Source organism: Photobacterium sanguinicancri (assembly GCF_024346675.1).
Taxonomy (GTDB): domain Bacteria; phylum Pseudomonadota; class Gammaproteobacteria; order Enterobacterales; family Vibrionaceae; genus Photobacterium; species Photobacterium sanguinicancri.
The window spans coordinates 3,547,214-3,568,183 of the sequence record NZ_AP024850.1 but is presented as its reverse complement, the minus strand read 5'-3'; the positions used below and the strand labels follow the sequence as shown (position 1 = coordinate 3,568,183).

The 20,970-nt window shown below is 45.7% G+C and carries 18 protein-coding genes; 9 read left to right on the top strand and 9 right to left on the bottom strand.

Annotation, left to right across the window (positions count from 1 at the left end; genetic code table 11):
* Positions 1-491 precede the first annotated feature (491 nt).
* The 4 genes from OCU87_RS16430 (at position 492) to hemN (ending at position 3,656) form a co-directional block, all read left to right on the top strand.
* Positions 492-1,133: a class I SAM-dependent methyltransferase gene (locus OCU87_RS16430; RefSeq protein ID WP_261857568.1), complete on the top strand. Its 642-nt coding sequence runs from the start codon at positions 492-494 to the stop codon at positions 1,131-1,133.
* Entirely contained in the window at positions 1,133-1,669 is a 537-nt protein-coding gene (yihI, locus tag OCU87_RS16425) for a Der GTPase-activating protein YihI (protein WP_062690334.1), read from the top strand. The genes OCU87_RS16430 and yihI overlap by 1 nt, the downstream gene beginning before the upstream one ends.
* A gap of 3 nt (positions 1,670-1,672) precedes the next feature.
* Positions 1,673-2,149 (top strand): DUF2489 domain-containing protein, encoded by a 477-nt coding sequence (locus OCU87_RS16420; protein ID WP_083540905.1) that lies wholly within the window; start codon positions 1,673-1,675, stop codon positions 2,147-2,149.
* 133 nt (positions 2,150-2,282) lie between these two features.
* Positions 2,283-3,656: an oxygen-independent coproporphyrinogen III oxidase gene (gene hemN / locus OCU87_RS16415; RefSeq protein WP_062690336.1), complete on the top strand. Its 1,374-nt coding sequence runs from the start codon at positions 2,283-2,285 to the stop codon at positions 3,654-3,656.
* Between the two features lie 96 nt (positions 3,657-3,752).
* Here the strand turns inward: hemN and OCU87_RS16410 are convergent, their stop codons facing one another.
* The 7 genes from OCU87_RS16410 to glnA form a co-directional block, all read right to left on the bottom strand.
* Entirely contained in the window at positions 3,753-3,881 is a 129-nt protein-coding gene (locus tag OCU87_RS16410; RefSeq protein ID WP_261855995.1) for a hypothetical protein, read from the bottom strand.
* A gap of 133 nt (positions 3,882-4,014) precedes the next feature.
* On the bottom strand, positions 4,015-5,019 hold the full coding sequence (add, locus tag OCU87_RS16405; protein WP_094956295.1) for an adenosine deaminase: 1,005 nt from the start codon (positions 5,017-5,019) through the stop codon (positions 4,015-4,017).
* A 78-nt stretch (positions 5,020-5,097) separates the two neighbouring features.
* Entirely contained in the window at positions 5,098-7,647 is a 2,550-nt protein-coding gene (locus tag OCU87_RS16400) for a bifunctional diguanylate cyclase/phosphodiesterase (RefSeq protein ID WP_261857567.1), read from the bottom strand.
* A 263-nt stretch (positions 7,648-7,910) separates the two neighbouring features.
* Complete coding sequence (glnG, locus tag OCU87_RS16395) at positions 7,911-9,314, bottom strand: nitrogen regulation protein NR(I) (RefSeq protein ID WP_062690337.1); 1,404 nt, start codon at positions 9,312-9,314, stop codon at positions 7,911-7,913.
* 33 nt (positions 9,315-9,347) lie between these two features.
* Positions 9,348-10,397 carry a nitrogen regulation protein NR(II) gene (glnL, locus tag OCU87_RS16390; protein WP_094956299.1) on the bottom strand — a complete coding sequence of 350 codons (1,050 nt, stop codon included), beginning with the start codon at positions 10,395-10,397 and terminating at the stop codon, positions 9,348-9,350.
* A gap of 147 nt (positions 10,398-10,544) precedes the next feature.
* Entirely contained in the window at positions 10,545-11,123 is a 579-nt protein-coding gene (locus OCU87_RS16385; protein ID WP_062690338.1) for a DUF4124 domain-containing protein, read from the bottom strand.
* A 124-nt stretch (positions 11,124-11,247) separates the two neighbouring features.
* Entirely contained in the window at positions 11,248-12,657 is a 1,410-nt protein-coding gene (glnA, locus tag OCU87_RS16380) for a glutamate--ammonia ligase (protein WP_062690339.1), read from the bottom strand.
* Between the two features lie 516 nt (positions 12,658-13,173).
* On the opposite strand from glnA, the gene typA reads away from it, so the two are divergent.
* Both typA and OCU87_RS16370 read left to right on the top strand, forming a co-directional pair.
* A complete protein-coding gene (typA, locus tag OCU87_RS16375) occupies positions 13,174-15,003 on the top strand; it encodes a translational GTPase TypA (protein ID WP_261857566.1) in 1,830 nt (609 codons plus the stop codon).
* A gap of 139 nt (positions 15,004-15,142) precedes the next feature.
* On the top strand, positions 15,143-15,673 hold the full coding sequence (locus OCU87_RS16370; RefSeq protein WP_062690341.1) for an AAA family ATPase: 531 nt from the start codon (positions 15,143-15,145) through the stop codon (positions 15,671-15,673).
* A 28-nt stretch (positions 15,674-15,701) separates the two neighbouring features.
* Here the strand turns inward: OCU87_RS16370 and OCU87_RS16365 are convergent, their stop codons facing one another.
* Positions 15,702-16,343, bottom strand: a complete 642-nt coding sequence (locus tag OCU87_RS16365) for a DUF2959 domain-containing protein (RefSeq protein ID WP_062690342.1) — start codon at positions 16,341-16,343, stop codon at positions 15,702-15,704.
* A gap of 85 nt (positions 16,344-16,428) precedes the next feature.
* On the opposite strand from OCU87_RS16365, the gene OCU87_RS16360 reads away from it, so the two are divergent.
* The 3 genes from OCU87_RS16360 to OCU87_RS16350 all read left to right on the top strand — a co-directional run bounded on the left by OCU87_RS16360 (position 16,429) and on the right by OCU87_RS16350 (position 18,802).
* The gene (locus OCU87_RS16360; RefSeq protein WP_083540907.1) at positions 16,429-17,379 is read left to right on the top strand and encodes a virulence factor BrkB family protein; all 951 of its coding nucleotides are present in this window, start codon (positions 16,429-16,431) and stop codon (positions 17,377-17,379) included.
* Positions 17,376-17,813, top strand: a complete 438-nt coding sequence (gene dtd, locus OCU87_RS16355) for a D-aminoacyl-tRNA deacylase (RefSeq protein ID WP_261857565.1) — start codon at positions 17,376-17,378, stop codon at positions 17,811-17,813. The genes OCU87_RS16360 and dtd overlap by 4 nt, the downstream gene beginning before the upstream one ends.
* A gap of 62 nt (positions 17,814-17,875) precedes the next feature.
* Positions 17,876-18,802, top strand: a complete 927-nt coding sequence (locus OCU87_RS16350) for a bifunctional GNAT family N-acetyltransferase/hotdog fold thioesterase (protein WP_062690345.1) — start codon at positions 17,876-17,878, stop codon at positions 18,800-18,802.
* Here the strand turns inward: OCU87_RS16350 and OCU87_RS16345 are convergent.
* Positions 18,751-20,961 (bottom strand): AsmA family protein, encoded by a 2,211-nt coding sequence (locus OCU87_RS16345; RefSeq protein ID WP_261857564.1) that lies wholly within the window; start codon positions 20,959-20,961, stop codon positions 18,751-18,753. The two genes, OCU87_RS16350 and OCU87_RS16345, sit on opposite strands and share 52 nt — an antisense overlap.
* Positions 20,962-20,970: the final 9 nt, after the last annotated feature.

Genomic DNA, 20,970 nt, shown 5'->3' with positions numbered 1-20,970 from the left:
AACGCGGCAAGGGAACAGGAAGCGCCATTGATTGGCATGAGCAGGAGCTCGAAGGATACAAGGCTGTCTGGTTCGGAGACCAAATAATTCGCAGGATGCGATTGGATACCTAGGACGGGACTCAAGGATTACGCGAAAGCGTGAGACAGATACATGAAGGAATCGTGTATCCACATGGATGGTGAAATTTGTTATCAGGACGATAACACGCAAAAGGAAAGCCAGCTTAGGATGAGCTGAAGACACAGGATGTGTAAAGGACAGCGAAAATTCATCAGGATGATGAAGAACAACAATGTTTGGCAGGGAAAGCACCAATAACAAAAGGATTATTGTCGAACCGGGATGTTTTTATACTGGTTATGGACGACTAGACAGAATTTAGCCAGCGATGGCAACTCATAGAGCGATAGGCGAAAGCCTGTCGCTTTTTTCTTTATGGCGTTTCTGTTATGTTTCTGCCCATTCTTTGCTAAGAGGAGGGAGTCATCATGCAGGCATGTCCACTTTGTCACAATGTTGCGGCTGTGGTCTTTTTTGAAGATCGTCTCAGGCCGTATTTTCAGTGCCAGCAGTGTGCATTGATCTTTGCCGACCCCGCCTTCCAGTTATCTGCAGAGCAAGAAAAAAAGGTGTATCAACAACACCAAAATACCCCTTTAGATCAGGGTTATCGTCAATTTTTAAACCGTTTAGCTATCCCCTTAGTGACCAAACTAACAGCCCCTCCTTTATATGGGCTTGATTTTGGCAGTGGTCCGGGGCCGACATTATCCATAATGTTGAGCGAGATGGGGTATAATATGACGATATATGATCCCTATTTTGCTTATGAACCTGCAGTATTAAGGCAACAGTATGATTTTGTTACCTGTACTGAGGCAATTGAGCACTTTAATACGCCTGCTAAGGAATGGGGGCAGCTAGTGAATATGGTTAAAACCGGCGGTTGGCTGGGCATTATGACCAAACTAGCACCTAGTACTGATGATTTCGCACATTGGTATTATAAAAACGACCCAACCCATGTGAGCTTCTTCAGCCGTGAGACGTTCCGCTACTTAGCGCAACGTGACGGACTGGAAGTTGAATTTGTTGGCAATGATGTAATTTTGCTGAGGAAGACCCAGTAATGACTCGTAAGAAAAGAGCCCGTAAAGTCGGCAGTGAAGGCCCTGCGGTATATCGCGAAAAAACAGCTTCGCAAAGTGAACTTGATGCTCGTAAGCGTCAGAAAGATAAAAAGCGTAAAGGTTTAAAATCAGGTAGCCGTCACTCTGCGGGTCTTGATGAGCAACAAAAAGGCAATGGCCGTGGAAAAGATCCACGTCTAGGCAGCAAAAAATTGGTCCCTCTGGTTGTGGATACGAAGCCAAAGAGCAAGAAAGAGCGTCGTCTAAGTGCTGAGCAAGAGCTTGCGATGCTAGAAAACGATGCACAGCTAATGGTATTACTTGACCGTATTGAAGCGGGCGAGTCACTAGGTGCTGGTTTGCAAAAGCAAGTTGATGACAAACTTGATCGTATCGAAAGACTGATGAAGCAACTGGGTCTTCTTGATGAAGAGCCTGTTGAAGAAGTAAAACCTGTCGCGAAAGGCCCTAAATCTGACGACGACCTATTAGATCAGTTTGAAAACATGGGCTTTGACGACTTCGACAAGGAGTAACCCTTGCAGAATATGACACTGTGGTTAGGTCTTGCTGGGAGTATTGTTACAGTACTCGCGTGTTATGCAGGCTATTTGTTATTTAAACTGTACCAACAAACTCAACGCCATAAAGCATTCCTTGTTCGGGCTGAAGCCGAGCAAGGGGAAAAGCTCAAACAGCGAAATGCTACTATTATGGAAAGCGTGTTTATTATCGCTGATGCGGGTAAACAGGCGCAGTGTGATATGTCGGAAGTCTCTATTCGACTGTATAAGCTGATGGAAGTATTACAGGCTGAAAAGGCAATTAATTTTGCTCTCTCATACCCTGCAATGTATGAACTTTATCAAGTGGTGAAAGACATGCCACGCGGTGAGGCTCGTAAGATCCTCCAGAAGCAAGAGCGCATGAAGCTAGATTTGGAACGAATGAAAGCCGAAGCGCGTTTGCAAGACAGCATTAAACTCGAGCTTGATGCCATCCTCGCAACGAAATAAAAGCACCGCCTTGATAACACGCAGTGATCAAGGCGGAGTTTATTCTTCTTATAACACGCAAGTGTTCTACATCTTTACTGACTTGTGGCACACTTAGCCATTAACAAAATCCCTACACTATTGGAATTACGCCATGTCGAACGAGCAGATTATTTGGGATCAGGCACTGATCGAAAAGTATAACTATTCAGGGCCACGTTACACCTCATACCCAACCGCACTGGAGTTTCATGAAGACTTCACCGAGGCGGCGTTTGACAGCGCGTGCGTACAATACCCTGACCGTAAACTGTCGTTGTATGTACACATTCCATTTTGTCATAAGCTTTGTTATTACTGCGGTTGTAATAAAATTATTACTCGTCATCAGCACAAAGCGGATCAGTACCTTGATGTGCTAGAGCAAGAGATCCGTCAGCGCGGCAAGACAATGGGCCAACGCCAAGTGAGCCAACTTCACTGGGGTGGTGGTACGCCAACGTTTTTGACTAAGCCGCAAGTGACACGATTAATGACCATTTTGCGCGAGCAATTTAACTTCGACGCTGATGCTGAAATCAGTATTGAAGTTGACCCGCGCGAAATTGAATTGGATATGCTGGATCACCTGCGTAGCGAAGGCTTTAATCGCCTGAGTATCGGTGTACAGGATTTCAATAAAGAAGTGCAGAAACTGGTTAACCGTGAGCAAGATGAAGAATTCATTTTTGCCATGGTGCAACGGGCTACAGACCTCGGCTTTCGTTCAACTAACCTCGATCTGATCTATGGTTTGCCAAAACAAAACCAAGCATTATTTGCCGAAACACTGAAGCAAGTACTCGAAATGAAACCGGGGCGTCTGTCGGTCTTTAACTACGCACACATGCCTAGCTTGTTTGCTGCTCAGCGTAAAATTAAAGATGAAGATTTACCCGAGGCGAAAGAAAAACTGGCGATGCTGCAAGATACGATTGCGACCTTAACGGGTGAGGGCTACCAGTTTATCGGCATGGATCACTTTGCGTTACCCGATGATGAATTAGCGGTGGCACAGCGCGAAGGTATCTTGCACCGTAATTTCCAGGGCTATACCACCCAAGGCGATTGTGACTTGCTAGGCTTTGGCGTATCTGCAATTTCGATGATTGGTGATTGCTATGCGCAGAACCAAAAAGAGTTGAAAGCGTACTATGCGGATGTGAACGATCATCACCATGCGCTGTGGCGAGGCGTGGGTTTAGACGCTGATGATTTACTACGTCGTGAAGTGATTAAAGCGCTAATTTGTAACTTCCAGTTAGACAAAAAAGCCATTGAGGCTGAGTTTAATCTCGATTTTGATAGCTACTTTGCAGAAGATTTAGCGTTGCTGAAAACCTTCATTAACGATGAACTGGTTACCGTGAGTGATGATCAGATTTTTGTTGAGCTAAAAGGGCGCTTATTGATCCGTAATATTTGTATGTGTTTCGATAAGTACCTGCGTGACCGCGCCCGTCAGCAGCAGTTCTCTCGTGTTATCTAACTTTTACGTGTTAGGTTAACCATAATTTGAATACAAAAAAAGCCGCGTTATCTCAGATAACGCGGCTTTTTTAATATGCTTTCAAACTAAGTAAAACTAATTTGAAAACATATTTACGGCGGCTATTAAAGCCAGTACCCCAGCAGCAAAATGGTTAATACCACCTGCGGCTAAATCACTGACGGCTGGCATAGCCACGCTAACTGAAAGTAAACTTTCGAGCATGGAATTTCCCCACAATGACGTTATTTAAACAGTTACCGATAGCAATATCGGTAACTGAAAATTGTAAAGTGGGCGTATTCTACGCGAAATATTGCTATTGAAAACTGTTTTTGCGCAATATTTCATCAATTTATTAAGCGCGCTTGGCCGCTTTATCTTTTAAGTTTTGTTTTTCACTATCCGATAGGAAAGACAGCGCTAGGCCATTAATTTGTGCTTGGCGAATTTGATCTTGGCTCAGACCAACTTTAGGTGCTGCCACTTCGTATTCGTATGGTAACTCTATACCTTCAACAGCAGGATCGTCGGTATTTAGGCAGGCCAGAATACCGTGGTCAAGGAACTGCTTCACAGGGTGAGATTGGTAAGACTCAACGGTACTGGTTTGAATGTTAGACGTTAGGCAAGATTCGATACCTATGTTGTTTTCTGCTAGGTAGTCCATCAGCTTTGGATCGTGCACCGCTTTAACACCGTGGCCGATACGTACCGCGCCCAGTTCTTGAATTGCCTGCCACATACTTTCAGGGCCAGCAGCTTCACCAGCATGCACGGTGACGCGAAGGTTAGCATCGCGTACTTGCTTAAAGTGTTTTACAAATTGATCGCCCGGTTGACCTAATTCGTCACCCGCTAGATCGATAGCCACCAAGTTTTCTTTTTGTGTTAGCAATGCATCTAGCTCTTGTTGGCAAGCATCAATACCAAAAGTACGGCTCATGATACCGATCAGGTTGGCTTGTACGTTGAAGTCACGACAACCTGCTTTTACACCATCAACAACCGCTTCAACCACACCCGCAACAGGTAGGTTATGTTTCATTGCCATGTAGTAAGGTGAGAAGCGTAACTCGGCATAATCGATCTGAGCATTCAGGGCGTCTTCAACGTTTTCGTATGCGACACGGCGACAAGCATCTAAGTCACCCAGTACCGCAACCCCCCAATCTAGCTTAGAAAGAAACGCCACCAAACTTGGTTCAGCTTCGACAATTTGTACATGCGGGCGCAATGCTTCAATGTCATTTGCAGGTAGGGTCATACCAAATTGTTGACCAAGCTCTAAGATAGTTTTGATACGAATATTACCATCAAGGTGACGGTGAATATCGGTAAGAGGAAGGTGCTTAGTAATCATAATTTTGGGTGCCCTAATTGAAGTCTGAGAAAATTTGGTGCGTTATTATACGTAAAGCAGCACAGACTATCAGTATAGTCAGGCCTGATATTCAGCCAACTGATGTGTCTTTCCTGATTTGTTTACCGTTTCTGTTGACCATTCACTCATTGGTTTAGGCTGTGCATAGTAAAAGCCTTGGGCATAGCGGCAACCTAACTGCTTGAGCTTAGTTGCTTGCTCGGCCGTTTCGACACCTTCTGCCACCGTATCAGCTTGAAAGTTGTGTGCAATGCTAATGACGGCGGTGACAATGGCGCTGTAGTTTTCTGTCACCATCATTTGATTGATGAATGAGCGGTCAATTTTAAGGCTATTAAACGGAAGCTGATTTAGGTAAGCCAGGGAAGAGTAACCCGTGCCAAAATCATCGATGGCAATGTGGATTCCTAAGCTTTGAATTTCCTTCAATATCTGTGTTGTCAGTAATGGTTGAGTCACTAAACGTGATTCAGTGACTTCTAAGGTCAAATTTTTCGCAGGAAGTTTGGTTTCTGCTAATACGGTTTCCAGTTGAGCAAGGAATCCAGTTTGTAGCAGTTGGCAGACCGATAAATTCACGTGTAGTAAGAAGTCGGTTGGCCAGTGGCCTTTTTGAATTTGGTCGTAAGTCTGCATACAGGCTTGATGCAAAATTTGGTGGCCAATTTCGATAATCATGCCGCTATCTTCGGCTAAGGGAATGAAGTCATTAGGTGGTACTAAGCCTCGTGTCGGGCTATGCCAGCGCACCAATGCTTCTGCACCACAGGCTTTATTGTGGTGTAAATCGATGATGGGTTGGTAATACACTTCAAATTCATGATTGTCGATTGCCCGTTTTAGATCGGCGGTTAATCGTGTTTGTTCGATTGACGTTGTCATCATGCTTGGTTGGTAATGGCAGTGAAGTGGGTGCTCATGTTGTTTTGCTTCACTGAGCGCCAAGCTCGCATTACGCAACCATCCATTGATGCCACTCTCCGGTAATGCCCCATTCACGATACCTGCCCGAGCCCGCAGCATTACGTCGATACCATCAATAACAAAAGGTCGATGGAAAATTTCTAATGCCCGCTTTGCTAGTTGTTCAATTTGCTCTGTAGTGAAGGATTGTTGGCTAAAAAGCGCAAACTCATCACGGCTGAGTCGACTTAATTGAATGTGATTAGACATTACTTGTTCAAAGCGAGTGGCAATCTGTACTAATAGCTGGTCACCATTGATGTGGCCCAAGCTGTCGTTGATATTCCTAAACGATTTCAAGCCAATCAGCACTAACCCTGCATCTGTTCCTGAACGCAGTTTACTGGTGCTATCCACCAAACCTTGCTGGCTTAATAAACCCGTTAAGTTATCAAAAAGGACATGCTTTCTCAGAGAAGTGAACGACTGCTGCAAGCGGTGTGACATGGATTTGATTGAACTAACGAGCTGCTGGGTCTCTTTCAACGAGATCCCTTCACGCACAGGGATGTCCCAGTTACTTTCAGTCAATTTTTTTGACGCTTCAGCGATATCTGTGATTGGGCGGGTAATCCGCCCTAAAACGGATAAACCTATCAGTAGCCCGCCACCGCCGAGGATTAATGCGGCAATAAGCCCCATCATTTGCTGTTGCGGTAACTGACCTAATAAATCGGTTTCGGCAGTGGTGACAACAATCGACCAATTGAGGTTATATTCATCTTGATAGGGCGTGATACGACTGAAATAACGGGTATTGTTGTGTGAGAATGAAAAAACCGTACTGCGACTAAGCGTGTTGAGTTGGCGGTCCTGAATATACTGACCACTCGCAGCAACCACAGATGAAGCGCTTTCTGATGGCGGAAGGCGTTTGAAAGTATTACTGACTACTTTTTGATTGACGGATGTGGCAATCAGTAACCCTTTATCATCCAAAATATACGTTGTGCCAGTAGTCGATCGTGCTTCATTGGCTAAAAATTTATTAATATGGCTGAGGTTGATGTCGGTAACTGTGACCCCGATAAGACGATTATTTTGCATGACTGGAGAGGCTGCAGAAATGGTAAGGGTCTGATTTTCGTCCATATTGGTATAAACATCAGACCAACCAGCTTGACGTTTTTGGGCAAATGGGCGGTACCAAGGTCGCTCTACTGGGTTGTAATTTTTGATTTTATGGCTGGTTGGGTGGTGGTAGCTATTACCATCAAAGATGTATAAATCATTGGCCGTACGCTGATCTTTGAGCAGTAATGAATATTGCTGATTTTTTTCTTTACGGTAACCGACGAAGAATTTTTCTTCGCTGGCAAAAGCGATGGTATTGATTTGTTTTTGGCTGATATAAAGCGAAGAAATAGCATCGAATAAGTAGCCTTCCAGCACCGTGAGTGTTGGCGGTTGATATAAGCGGTGTCGTTGGATACTGTCGGCTAGCGTTTTATTCGTTTTGAATGGGTCGCCAAGAAATAAATTTAAATCATTACTGATGTTTTTGGTGTACGACGATAAGAGCTTATTACTGACTTCCGCTAACATGCGCTCATAGCTATTATGTTGTGCGATTGCGATGACGCCCACGGTTAAAAGTAGGACCATAGTAAAAGGTAACATCACTGCTGTGCGGAGCGTCAACATGGGAAGGCGTATCATTCTTATTGGAGAATCGTACAGTATAATGAGATAGGGGATAGTGGCTTATCTTGAATTTTGATGCAACTAAACATGTCGAAAAAAGTACATTTTGTTGCCATCAAATATACCTTTTATGATCAAGGGGTAGTCATATTTAGCAACGTAATGAGTAATGCGAATAAACCCCTAATTACCACTGTAAAAGGTAAGGTTTAATCGCATTGGCGATGTTTGTTTTTGGGATTGTGCAAGCACGCAATAGTAGACTAGCTTATATCCAGTTCTTTGAGCTTTCGCGTAAGGGTATTGCGTCCCCATCCCAGTAATTTTGCGGCCTCTTGTTTATGGCCATGAGTATGTGCCAGTGCCGTATCTAATAAAATTTTTTCAAAAGCGGGTAGCGCTTCACTCAGTAAGTCATGTTCGCCCTGAGCTAAGGCTTCTTTGGCCCAACGGGCTAATGCAGTGTGCCAGTCAGGGAGATCACCAACTTGTACTGTAGGTGTCGGTTGGATGAGCTCTGGTGGCAAGTCAGCAGGCAGTATTTCTTTACCACTAGCCATAACTGTCAGCCAACGGCAGGTGTTCTCAAGCTGTCGAACATTACCCGGCCAATCCAAGTTGGATAACATCACTTCAGTGCTCGAATGCAACGTTTTTACTTCAACGGCGAGTTCATCTGAGGCGCGTTGTAAAAAATGCTGGGTGAGTTGCGGAATATCTTGGCGGCGGTCTTTGAGTGCGGGTAAATGGACGCGAATAACATTGAGGCGATGGAATAAATCATCACGAAAACCACCATCAGCCACGAGACGCTCAAGGTTTTGGTGGGTCGCCGCGATGATACGAACATCAACGTTGACGGGAGAGTGGCCGCCGACACGGTAGAATTGACCATCAGCTAATACACGCAATAATCGGGTTTGAATATCCAGTGGCATATCCCCGATTTCATCTAAAAACAGTGTGCCTCCATTCGCTTGCTCAAAGCGCCCTTGGCGTACGCTGTTCGCCCCTGTAAATGCTCCTTTCTCGTGACCAAATAATTCAGACTCAATCAAGTCTTTAGGGATCGCAGCCATGTTTAAAGCGATGAATGCATTGCTCTTACGTGGACTGTGGCGGTGCAGTGCGTGCGCGACGAGTTCTTTACCTGTGCCAGATTCACCGTTGATCAGCACTGAAATCGAGGAGCGAGATAGTCGCCCAATAGCACGGAAGACTTCCTGCATTGCCGGCGCTTCACCAATAATTTCAGGCGCCGGTTTTAGCACTTGCTCGGGTTGTTGGCGTTTTTGTTCTTGGCTGTGACTGACGGCTCGTTCAACCAAACTGACGGTTTCATCAATATCAAAGGGTTTTGGCAGGTATTCAAAAGCCCCTTCTTGATAGGCATTCACGGCTGCATCAAGATCTGAATGGGCGGTCATGATTATAACGGGAAGCGTTGGATGATCCTGTTGTAAGCCTTTAAGCAGTGTTAGACCATCGGTGCCTGGCATTCGAATATCAGAGACGAGTACATCGGGTACACTGCGTTCTAAGGCTTCAAGCACGCTGTCAGCATCTGCAAATGTTTCACAGCGCATGCCTGCAGTGGTCAGGGTTTTTTCTAATACCCAACGAATTGAATTGTCGTCGTCAACGACCCAGATCATTCCTTTGCTCATTGTGCCTCCTCAGTGAAATTGTCGTTATTGTGATTATTTAATGGGTAGGAAAATCGTAAATTGAGTATGCCCCGGCCAACTTAATACTTCGATTTTTCCTTGGTGTTGATCAATCAAGTTACGTGCAATCGACAATCCCAGCCCTGTACCGCCATCACGGCCAGTGACCATGGGGTAAAACAAGGTATCTTGAATATCACTCGGGATCCCTGGGCCGTTATCGATAATGTCGATTTTCGCTGCGACGCGAAAGCGCTTGCCGTGAATTAATGCTTGATGCGCAGTGCGTGTCTTCAGTGTGATACGCCCTTGTTCGGTATCGCGAAGCGCCAGTGCGGCATTACCGACAATATTCAGTAGTGCTTGTTCGAGCTGCTCGGGGTCCATGGTGAAATCGGGTAGGCTAGGATCATAATCACGGGCGATCGTGATGGCATCATTATTGTCTAAGCTCACCAGTTGGCGTACTTTTTCTAATACCACGTGAATGTTGTCTACTTGGCGATTCCCTGGACGTTGGGGGCCTAATAAGCGGTCAACCAAGTTTCGTAAGCGATCGGCTTGCTCGATGATCATTTGGGTGTATTCGGTGTAGCTTGGATCTGGCAAGGTTTTTTCAAGGAGCTGGGCTGCACCTCGTAAGCCACCAAGCGGGTTTTTAATCTCGTGCGCCAGTCCGCGCACAAGCTCTTTTGCGGCTTGCTGCTGCACATATTGGTTTTGCTCTTGGCTGATCCGACGTTGTTGATCAATCGGTTTGAGTTCCAATAAGATCAGTAATTCTTTTTGCCACGAAACTGGGCTCGCGTTGAGCTCTAAGGTGTGGTGACGGCCATCAATAACAAAGGTGACATCACTGTCGGCTAAGCCTTGACCGCTTTGTAACGTCGCTTGTATTAGCCCTAAATCGAGTGACGAGTGCTGCAGTAAGTCAGGGAAGTGGCTATGAGTGAGGCGTCGCTGACTTGAAGAAAAAAGTTGCTCGGTGGCTGGGTTAACATAGCGAATGGTGAGCTCTTCATCGAGTAGCACGATCGCAGTTACGAGGTTATCTAAAATCAGCGGCATAAAGTCAGCAGTCACGGTCATCTTCCTTGTGGTGCGTATTCTTGAAAGGTAATTTCCCAAAAATCGCATTGCACTATGTTGGTGCAATCAAGTGTAACCTGTCTGACTACGGAGTGATAGCGGGGTGGCTAACCTTGCACACTTGCCCCCCGATAGTACCTGTTATGGCCTATTGGGGTGTAAGCGTGAAGCGCGGTGAAGAAAGACAGTTATCTTTTCTGATGATGCAATAACCTTGCCGTATTTTAATAACTTAACTTGTAATTGATGGCTACCACGATCGATATCGACTAAGCGCCAATCGAGTCGGGTTTGGCTTTTTCCATATGCCTTACCATCGAGGTAGAGCTTGGCGGTATGCCCCTTATCCATAGTGCGATTCGCGACGGCAGAAAGCGTGATAATACCTTCGTTGTTACGGATGGTTTGCTCATGTAATGGCGACATGATTTGGATACTTGATGGCTTGGTATGTTTAGGTAACTCAGTATCAAAAAGAAGGTGACGGCTATCCCCGTTATTACCTTGCGCCGAGGTGGCGCTGTTTTTATTCGTAGGTTGTTTTGGCGGTTTTGATACGGGTGCGACATCAATAGGGAAAATATCCGCTTTAGCGTGGGGCTGATCAGAAAAATGCACGATGCCATTTTCGTCGGTCCAGGTGTAAATGTTTGCTTGTGCCTGTATCGATGTGATGGTGCAGCAAATAACCAGTGCGAAGGTAAGCCATGATTTGAACACGCTATAACCTAAAAAATAAGAATGGATACATCGAGGTTAGTGATTAGAGCTAGTGGGGCAATAATAAAACGACCCGCTTGTGAAGCGGGTCGAAGTTTTACTTACTGATTGGTTTCTCAGTTACTTATACTGAGTAGTAAAGTTCAAACTCAAGTGGGTGAGTTGTCATGTTTACTTTCTCTACGTCTTCAGATTTTAGCTTGATGTAAGAATCAATGAAGTCGTTAGAGAATACGCCACCAGCGGTTAGGAACTCACGGTCTTCGTCTAGAGACTGTAGGGCACCTTGTAGTGATTCAGCCACTGTTGGAATTTCAGCTGCTTCTTCTGCTGGTAGGTCGTACAAGTCTTTATCCATCGCTTCACCTGGGTGAATTTTGTTCTGGATACCGTCAAGACCTGCCATCAGCATTGCTGCGAATGCTAAGTATGGGTTAGCTGCTGGGTCACCAAAGCGAACTTCGATACGACGACCTTTAGGGCTTGGTACTACTGGAATTCGGATAGATGCCGAACGGTTACGTGCTGAGTAAGCCAGCATTACAGGTGCTTCAAAACCAGGAACTAGACGTTTGTACGAGTTAGTTGCAGGGTTTGCGAATGCGTTGATTGCACGTGCGTGCTTGATGATACCGCCGATGTAGAAAAGCGCCATTTCAGATAGGCCGCCGTACTTGTCGCCAGCAAATAGGTTTACACCGTCTTTGCCTAGTGACATATGTACGTGCATACCGCTGCCGTTATCACCTACCAGTGGTTTTGGCATGAAGGTCGCTGTTTTACCAAATGCGTGCGCCACGTTGTGTACGACGTATTTGTAGATTTGGATTTCATCAGCTTTGGTGGTTAGGGTGTTGAAGCGTGTCGCGATCTCATTTTGGCCCGCTGTTGCCACTTCGTGGTGGTGCGCTTCAACCACAAGGCCCATTTCTTCCATGATTAAACACATAGCAGAACGGATATCTTGTGATGAATCAACTGGCGCGACTGGGAAGTAACCGCCTTTCACGCCTGGACGGTGACCTTTGTTACCGCCATCGAAATCAGAGCCTGTGTTCCATGCCGCTTCAACATCGTCAATTTTGAAGAAAGAGCCTGACATGTCAGTGTTGAACTTCACGTCATCAAATAGGAAGAACTCTGGTTCAGGACCCACAAGTACGTTATCTGCTAGGCCTGTAGAGCGCATGAACTCTTCAGCACGTTTAGCGATAGAGCGAGGGTCACGATCGTAGCCTTGCATAGTTGCAGGCTCAAGGATGTCACAGCGAATGTTAAGCGTTGCATCTTCCGTGAATGGGTCGAGTACTGCGCTTGATGCGTCAGGCATCATCACCATGTCAGATTCATTAATGCCTTTCCAGCCAGCAACAGATGAACCATCAAACATTTTACCTTCTTCAAAAAAATCAGCATCGATTTGGTGAGAAGGGATAGAGATGTGCTGTTCTTTACCTTTGGTATCGGTAAAACGTAGATCAATAAACTTAACTTCATTTTCCTGGATTAGCGCGAGTACGTTTTCTACTGACATCTTGAGTAACCTCCGGTGTTAGATTGGGCAACTGGCCGCAAAACTTTTTCATTGCTCGATGATGAGCTATATGAATTATGCTAAGCGAAAAGTGTGCCAATTTTTAAAGTCCCAAAAAATGCACGATTTTGGTGTTTTTGAGACAATGAGAATCCATTTCTGCACAATTATGGTGATTCAATTGCACCATTTTGGTGCAATAAAGCCTTTACTACCTTTTAGTGCGACTACTACCTTATCGTAGGTAGGGTCGTTGTCAATTCCATATCTGGGTGATTTTTCGCCATTATCGTTGACTGTTAGCCTAAATGACAGTGTATTTTTAGTAACTTAATCTTTCGCTGAGCCCAGTGTTTATAAGGGTTTAGCGGTATTACAGCGATTAAATTCAAAAAGCTGGTGATATAAATCACATATTTCGTGGGTTTTGGCGTAAAATCTGTTAAATTATGAGCCGTTTTTTTAACCAAGTAGCTGCCCGTTGGTCGCTGCATGTTCTGAGTGAATGTGAAATCCATGTCTAATCAACAGATCGATAAACTAAGAAATATCGCAATTATTGCTCACGTTGACCACGGTAAAACTACCCTGGTTGATAAGCTGTTACAGCAATCTGGTACGCTAGAAGGTCGCGGCGAAGCTGAAGAGCGCGTAATGGACTCTAACGATATCGAGAAAGAGCGTGGCATTACCATTCTTGCTAAGAACACAGCAATTAACTGGAATGACTACCGTATCAACATCGTAGATACCCCAGGACACGCCGATTTCGGTGGTGAAGTTGAGCGTATCATGTCGATGGTTGACTCTGTTCTTCTTATCGTTGATGCCGTTGATGGCCCAATGCCACAAACGCGTTTCGTTACACAAAAAGCGTTCGCATACGGTCTTAAGCCAATCGTTGTAATCAACAAGATTGACCGTCCAGGTGCTCGTCCTGAGTGGGTTATGGATCAAGTATTCGACCTATTCGACAACCTTGGTGCAACCGACGAACAACTAGACTTCACTGTTGTTTACGCTTCAGCTCTTAACGGCTGGGCAACAATGGAAGAAGGCGAAGTTGGCGAAGATATGGAACCATTGTTCCAAGCAGTAGTTGATACTGTAGACGCTCCAAGCGTTGACGTTGATGGCGCACTACAGATGCAAGTATCTCAACTTGATTACAGCTCTTACGTAGGTGTTATCGGTGTTGCTCGTATTGCTCGTGGTACAGTTAAGCCTAACCAACAAGTAACTATTGTTGGTGCTGACGGTAAGAAACGTAACGGTAAAGTAGGTACGGTTCTTGGTTACCTTGGTCTTGAGCGTCACGAAGTTGAAGAAGCAAAAGCAGGTGACATCATCGCTATCACAGGTCTTGGTGAGCTGAAAATTTCAGACACTATCTGTGACGTAAGCGACGTTGAAGCACTTCCTGCGCTTTCTGTTGATGAACCAACAGTAACCATGACTTTCCAAGTAAACACTTCTCCGTTTGCTGGTAAAGAAGGTAAGTTCGTTACTTCTCGTAACATTCTTGAGCGTCTTCAAAAAGAATTAGTACACAACGTGGCACTTCGCGTTGAAGAAACTGATAACCCAGATCGTTTCCGTGTTTCAGGCCGTGGTGAACTTCACCTATCTATCCTGATCGAAAACATGCGTCGTGAAGGTTTTGAGCTAGCGGTATCTCGTCCAGAAGTAATCATCAAAGAAGAAGATGGTCAACTAATGGAACCGTTCGAAACTGTGACTATCGACGTGGTTGAAGAACACCAGGGCGGTATCATGGAAAACATCGGTTTACGTAAAGGTGAACTGACTGATATGGCACCAGATGGTAAAGGCCGTGTTCGCATGGACTTCATGATGCCTTCTCGTGGTCTTATCGGCTTCCAAACTGAATTCATGACATTGACTTCAGGTTCTGGTCTTATCTACCACTCTTTCGATCACTACGGTCCTCACAAGGGCGGTACTATTGGTCAGCGTAACAACGGCGTTCTAATCTCTAACGCTACGGGTAAAGCCCTAACTTACGCACTATTCAACCTTCAAGAGCGCGGTCGCTTATTTGCAGAGCACGCTGATGAAGTATACGAAGGCCAAGTAATCGGTATTCATAACCGTGCAAACGACCTGACTGTTAACTGTCTTAAAGGTAAGCAGCTAACTAACGTTCGTGCATCTGGTACTGATGAAGCTCAAACGCTTTCTCCTGCTATCAAGTACACACTTGAGCAAGCACTAGAATTCATCGATAACGATGAGCTAGTAGAAGTAACACCAGTAAGCATTCGTATCCGTAAGAAACTTCTTACAGAAAACGATCGTAAACGTGCAGGTCGTACAGCTAAGTAATTAGCCAGTAACCTCCGTTAAGAAATCCCTCCATGGCGCATGCTTTGGGGGGATTTTTTTATGCCTGAATTTCAGTATTAGCCCTCGTGCTTGGCTGAGGTTTGGTATGATGGCATTGAGCTTATAAAGGAATACAACAATGCAACCAATCATCATTACTGGTGGCCCTGGCGCAGGGAAAACAACGTTACTGAATACGTTGGCGAATAAGGGCTATTTAGTCTTTCCTGAAGTATCACGCACTTTGATCCGAGACCAAGCACAACAGCCTGATGGTGTGCTGCCATGGACCAACCTACCTGCGTTTGCTGAACTATGCTTAACCGCAATGAGTCGTCAGCGTCGAGAAGCCTTACGTAACACTATGCCCGCGTTTGTTGATCGGGCAATCCCTGACATCTGTGCGTATTTGACCATTGGTGGCTGTGAGGTGACGGCTCAATACCAAGAAGCGGCGGTCGGTTATCATTCGACGGTTTTTTTCTGTGCACCGAACCAAACTATTTACGTGCAAGATGCTGAGCGACCATACCCATTTGAAGAAGCGCAAGCTATTCATCTACAGTTAATTAGCACTTATAAAGCGCTAGGATATGACGTCGTCGATGTGCCTTGGGGCAGTGTTGAAGAACGAGCCAACTGGGTGTTGACTCGTTTAAATAACCATTAAGTTGAATCGCGGATAGGGTGTGAATGATTTACGCCTTTTTGAGCTGAGCAATAAAGCGTTCAGATTCAGAAATGGCAGTCTCCATATCTTTGATCGCGCGCTGAATATCACGCTGCAAATCATTGAATTCACCTTGTAGAGAGCCAATGGCAGCGGCATTCAGGTTATGCTTAAGGTACAAGGTGTTGTCACGTAGCGTATCAAGCACTGGCGCCATTTTTTGTTCGGCACGGTGCATGGCACTGAGCATGGTTTGGTAAGAAGCTTTAGTGGATCGTAATTTGGTTTGGCTATCGCGTTTTAGCTTCGCGCTTGAGTAAAGCTCAAGCTCTTCTTGCCACTCAATAAAAAGTGCATCAGCCACATCTTCGATAGCCGCAATACGACTACTGACTTTATCAGCCGCATCGACACTGTCTTCGTACTGATCGTTAATGCTGTTGTATGCCGCTTCAAGTTCACCGCCGTCAAACTGATTCAAGGCTTTTAGCGCATCTAATGCACTGGTGAATTGTTGCTGAGCATCTTGCTGTGCTTCAGACGCTTCTTCAACGCGATCGACCATGATATCGCGCTTGTGAACACCAACTTTTTCCATGGCGGAATAATAAGCACTTTGGCAGCCAGAAAGTAACGATACACTTAATAGCAGCGCAAGTAGGTAAGGCATAAACACACTCCTTGTGGTAAAAATTCTTGCTGATTCGAGAGGTTGGCAAGCAAGATGAATAACTCAACCAATAGATTAAATGAATATGGCTGACAACAAGACAACTGGCAAGCTGCAATTATTTAAACGCGTAAAAGTCGGATTTGCGTTTTTGCGCTATCTTCAACAGCGAGCGATGCACGACAGATTGACGGTGACAGCAGGATCGATGGCCTATGTGACGTTATTGTCGTTAGTGCCAATGATCACTGTGGTGTTGTCGGCTTTATCGAGCTTTCCTGTGTTTGCGGGCTTGGGGGAATTATTACAAAACTTTGTGATAGAGAACTTTGTGCCCGCAGCGGGCGAGATCGTTAAAACCTACCTCAATGAATTTGTTGCTAACGCAGGCAAGATGACAGCTGTCGGGATGGGGGCTTTGTTTGTCGTGGCGATGATGCTGATTTCAACTATTGACACGGCATTGAATTATATTTGGCGAATACATGAAAAGCGTCGGCCTATTACGTCATTTTCTATTTATTGGATGGTGCTGACTTTAGGGCCAATCTTAGTGGGTTCAAGCATTGCGGTGAGCTCATATTTAGGGTCGCTGAACTTATTGGGAAGCGAGCTTGTGAATGGGTTCTTCCAGCAGATGTTACGTGGTTTACCTGTTGTGATGTCGAGCTTGGCCTTTCTTGGTTTGTACTTGCTGGTGCCCAATACCAAAGTGAAGTTTAACCACGCGCTGATCGGAGCATTAATTGCCAGTGTCTTGTTTGAAGCCAGTAAAACTGGTTTTGCGCTGTATATTACTAACTTTCCTTCATACCAAGTGATTTACGGGGCATTGGCAGTGATCCCGATTTTATTTGTATGGGTTTATTTGTGTTGGTGTATTGTATTGCTGGGGGCTGAAATTACCGCCAGCCTTGGTGAGCGTCCGCAGTGGTGCCCACTTCAGCAAAAGGATGAGACAAACCAAGCTTATCCGACAAATAAGACAACAGTGTCAGAAAAAGATATAGATACTAAAAAGGAAAGAATGGAATGATTGCGCTTATTCAACGCGTTAGTGAAGCCAGTGTGACTGCCGATGGACAAGTCACTGGTGCAATTGGTAAAGGGTTATTAGTCTTACTTGGCGTTGAGAAAGACGATGATGAAAAAAAAGCGCAGCGGTTACGTGACAAAGTCTTGGGTTATCGAGTGTTTGAAGATGACGCGGGTAAGATGAATCTTAATGTGCAGCAAGCGGGTGGCAGCGTGTTGGTTGTATCTCAGTTTACGCTAGCCGCTGATACCAATAGCGGTATGCGTCCTAGCTTTTCAAAAGGCGCAGCGCCTACTGAAGCGGAACGACTGTACGAATATTTTGTCGAATGTTGTAAGGGTAAAGAAATCCAAACTGAAACGGGTATCTTTGCGGCAGATATGAAAGTGGCATTATTGAATGATGGCCCTGTGACATTCTGGCTTCAAGTCTAGCTTTTCCTGGTGTGGGTTCACCACATGGACAAGTTGTGGGTAATAACTAAGAGAGGGAATTCATGTTTCGACTTATCACCCCAAGTACAGATGAAGAGCTGGCAGGTTACTATGACTTCCGTTGGCGGATGCTGCGTGAACCATGGCACATGCCCGTAGGCTCAGAGCGGGATGCTTATGATGAGCTGTGCTGCCATCGGATGATTGTCGATGACAAAGGTGATGCTATAGCCATTGGACGTTTATATATGACGCCTGATAACGATGGCCAGATCCGTTTTATGGCCGTACATACGGATTATCGCCATAAGGGGATGGGCGCATTAGTGCTGATGGCCTTAGAGTCTTTGGCGCGCCAAGAAGGGGCTAAGCGTTTAGTGTGTAATGCGCGAGAAGACGCGATCCCTTTCTACCTTAAAAACGGTTTTGATAGCCAAGGTGAGTTGAGTGAAGAACGTGGTCCTGTTCGTCACCAACAAATGCTTAAACATTTAGACCCTCTCACAGAGGTGGTGCGCCATCCTGAATGGTGCCAAGCCCTGCAAGAACTATGGCAATATCAAATCCCGATCAGCGACAAAATGGGGATAAAAATCAGCCAATACACAGGTTATCGTTTTGAAGTGAGTGCGCTCTTTAATGCGAATTTAAACCCTAATGAATCCATGTTTGCTGGCAGCATATTTACCATGGCAACCTTGGCTGGTTGGGGCTTTATTTGGATGTTGCTCAAAGAGCGTCAGTTGAGTGCCGACATCGTGCTGGTGGATAGTCATATCCGCTACAGCGCTGCGGTAAAAGAGCGACCACGCGCGGTGGCATCTGTTGAAGGCTTAAGTGGTGACCTCGATCGCCTAGCCAGTGGCCGTAAAGGCCGCGTCACCGTTGAAGTGAATGTCTTCAGTGGTGATCATCATGCTTCTACTTTTACCGGAACTTATATGTTGTTTCCTTCACAAGATGACGGCGATACGGAGACGTGTTGCTGATTGTGTTGCCAAATACGCTCTAATTGATGACAAGACTGCGCCACATTAAGGCGTAGTTTTTGTTTCTGCGGTGTCGCTAAATCCCATCCCCCCTCAAGTGTCGCCTGAATATCTTTATTTTCAATATTGAATGGTTTTAGGGTAATACGGCCGCGATCACTGGTTAAGCTGAGCGGCGATACGGCAATCAAAGGTGCGGTCGGTAATGCGTTTTTTTTAGGAGAAACATTCGCGGTCGGTCTTGTTTGGGTGAGTGTGTGCGCCCCTGACGTTGTGGTTTTTGTTTTCTGCGTCTGACGCCAGTTGGCGAGTTGCTGATTAAATTCAGCAGGTGTACTGAGTAAACGGGTATCTCTGAAATCGGCTTGTAAAGAGCCCACCAAGCTGTAATTAAAGCTGGCGCGATTGTGTGCTAGACCACTTAAGGTGAGTGAACTGTCGATGTTGCCTTCAAGCGGTAGCGGAAAGTCGAACCATTGCTTGAGCAACAATAGTGGTGCGCTATCTGTGGTGAGAGTGAATTGCCAAGGCTGTGCTGGTTGCGCTAACCCCCAATGACCTGTGGCTTCCAGTAAGCCATTTTTAAATGGGATCGTCAGTTGGTCGAGTTGCCACTCTCCGGCTTGGCTATGGGTACTGATATACGGTTCAACCAGTTCAATCGTGTTGATACTCGCAAACCCTGCATTGGCAACTAAGGTGCCTTGCCATAGTCCATAGTGATTGTCTTGCTTGATACTCAGGTCATTACCATCGATATTGACCCCGCTGAGCTGGAAAGGGCGTTCGGGGGTGGTATCTGTCAGCTGAAGGTTGCCAATATCTAATTCATCAATCTGGATGTCTTGATATGGCGCGAAAATATCCGTGACACGAGTGCGCCATTGGGATGGTAAAAAAGCCTTGATGTTATTCAGTGTCAGCTGGTTGAGTGCAATCGACGTTGGCGTTATCTCGCCATTGGCACGTAGATAACCTTGCCATACTTTGCTTGAAAGCCCCTCAATGAGGATATCATCAGGCGTAAAACGCAGATCCAACAGCGGGCTATCAAAGACAGTCTCGAGCCATAAAACGCTGTCGGCACTGAGTGAAAGTTGACTATCGGTTTGTTGCCATGCAGAGCGGCCGTGCTGCCAATTGAGTAGAGATAAATTGAGCTGGTTGAGTGACAAATCATTGAGTTCAATTTGGCTATCGATCAGGTCTAATCGCCCTATGCGAAGTGCAATATTGTCTGGCTTATCACTATCTAGCCTCAATGCATCAGATACCAAGGCGTTAGTCTGCTGGGTTAACTGGTCGATGGTTAAGTCAGATTGAAAATGAAAATCTGTCATGGTGAGCTGATTGAGTATTAACTGACGGGCCTGTGTGTCTATGCTTGCTTGGCCATTGATGCTGGCACCTAACCATTCAAATGAATAACCATAAATTGTCCAATCATCATGCGCTTTATTCCCTTTGCCTTTTTCGCCATCAAGTAAGATGTTCGTGAAAGCTTGTTGTTGCCAATCTAAGCGTGGTGCCGCAATGCGAAAATCGCCAGAAAAGTCACCCCAGAAAGAGGCACTTGGTTGCCAGTTATCGAGTTGAATCTGGCCATCACTGATGGCGAATGTCGGTGTAGTGAGGTTGAAATGCGTGAGAGCAAGACGGTGAGTATAGATTGCGGGCAGGCTTGATCTAGGCGGTGTCTGTGCAGTGACTAGCGTTGTCTCTGCCGTCGCAGAATCACGAATATTCGATAACGCAGGCTGGTGGATGTCGATGCCGCTGATCAAAATGCTATCAAAGTACCAGTGAGGAGAGTCAAACTGCGTTTGCGAGTCAGCGACGGATTTGGAGGTGGTCGTTGATGACGAGAATCCGAGTAAAGCCGCCAGTGTTTCGTGTGGTGCTAGCCAAATTTGCGCTTGCTGTGCCTGATAACGTTGCTGCTGTGGATCGATAACGCTTGGTTGTTCAATCGTGAGGTGCCAAGGATCTGTGATGGTGTAAGTGACCACTTCGGCATCAAACTGGTAATTGGTCAGGCGTTGTGTGAGTTGGCTGATTACTGGGGCTGCATGACGAGTATGCAGTAGCGCGACAATGATGGTTAGCACCAAAAGTAGCATGATGAAAATGGTTGCGATGATTTTCCCTAACAGTCGCATACAGTGCCC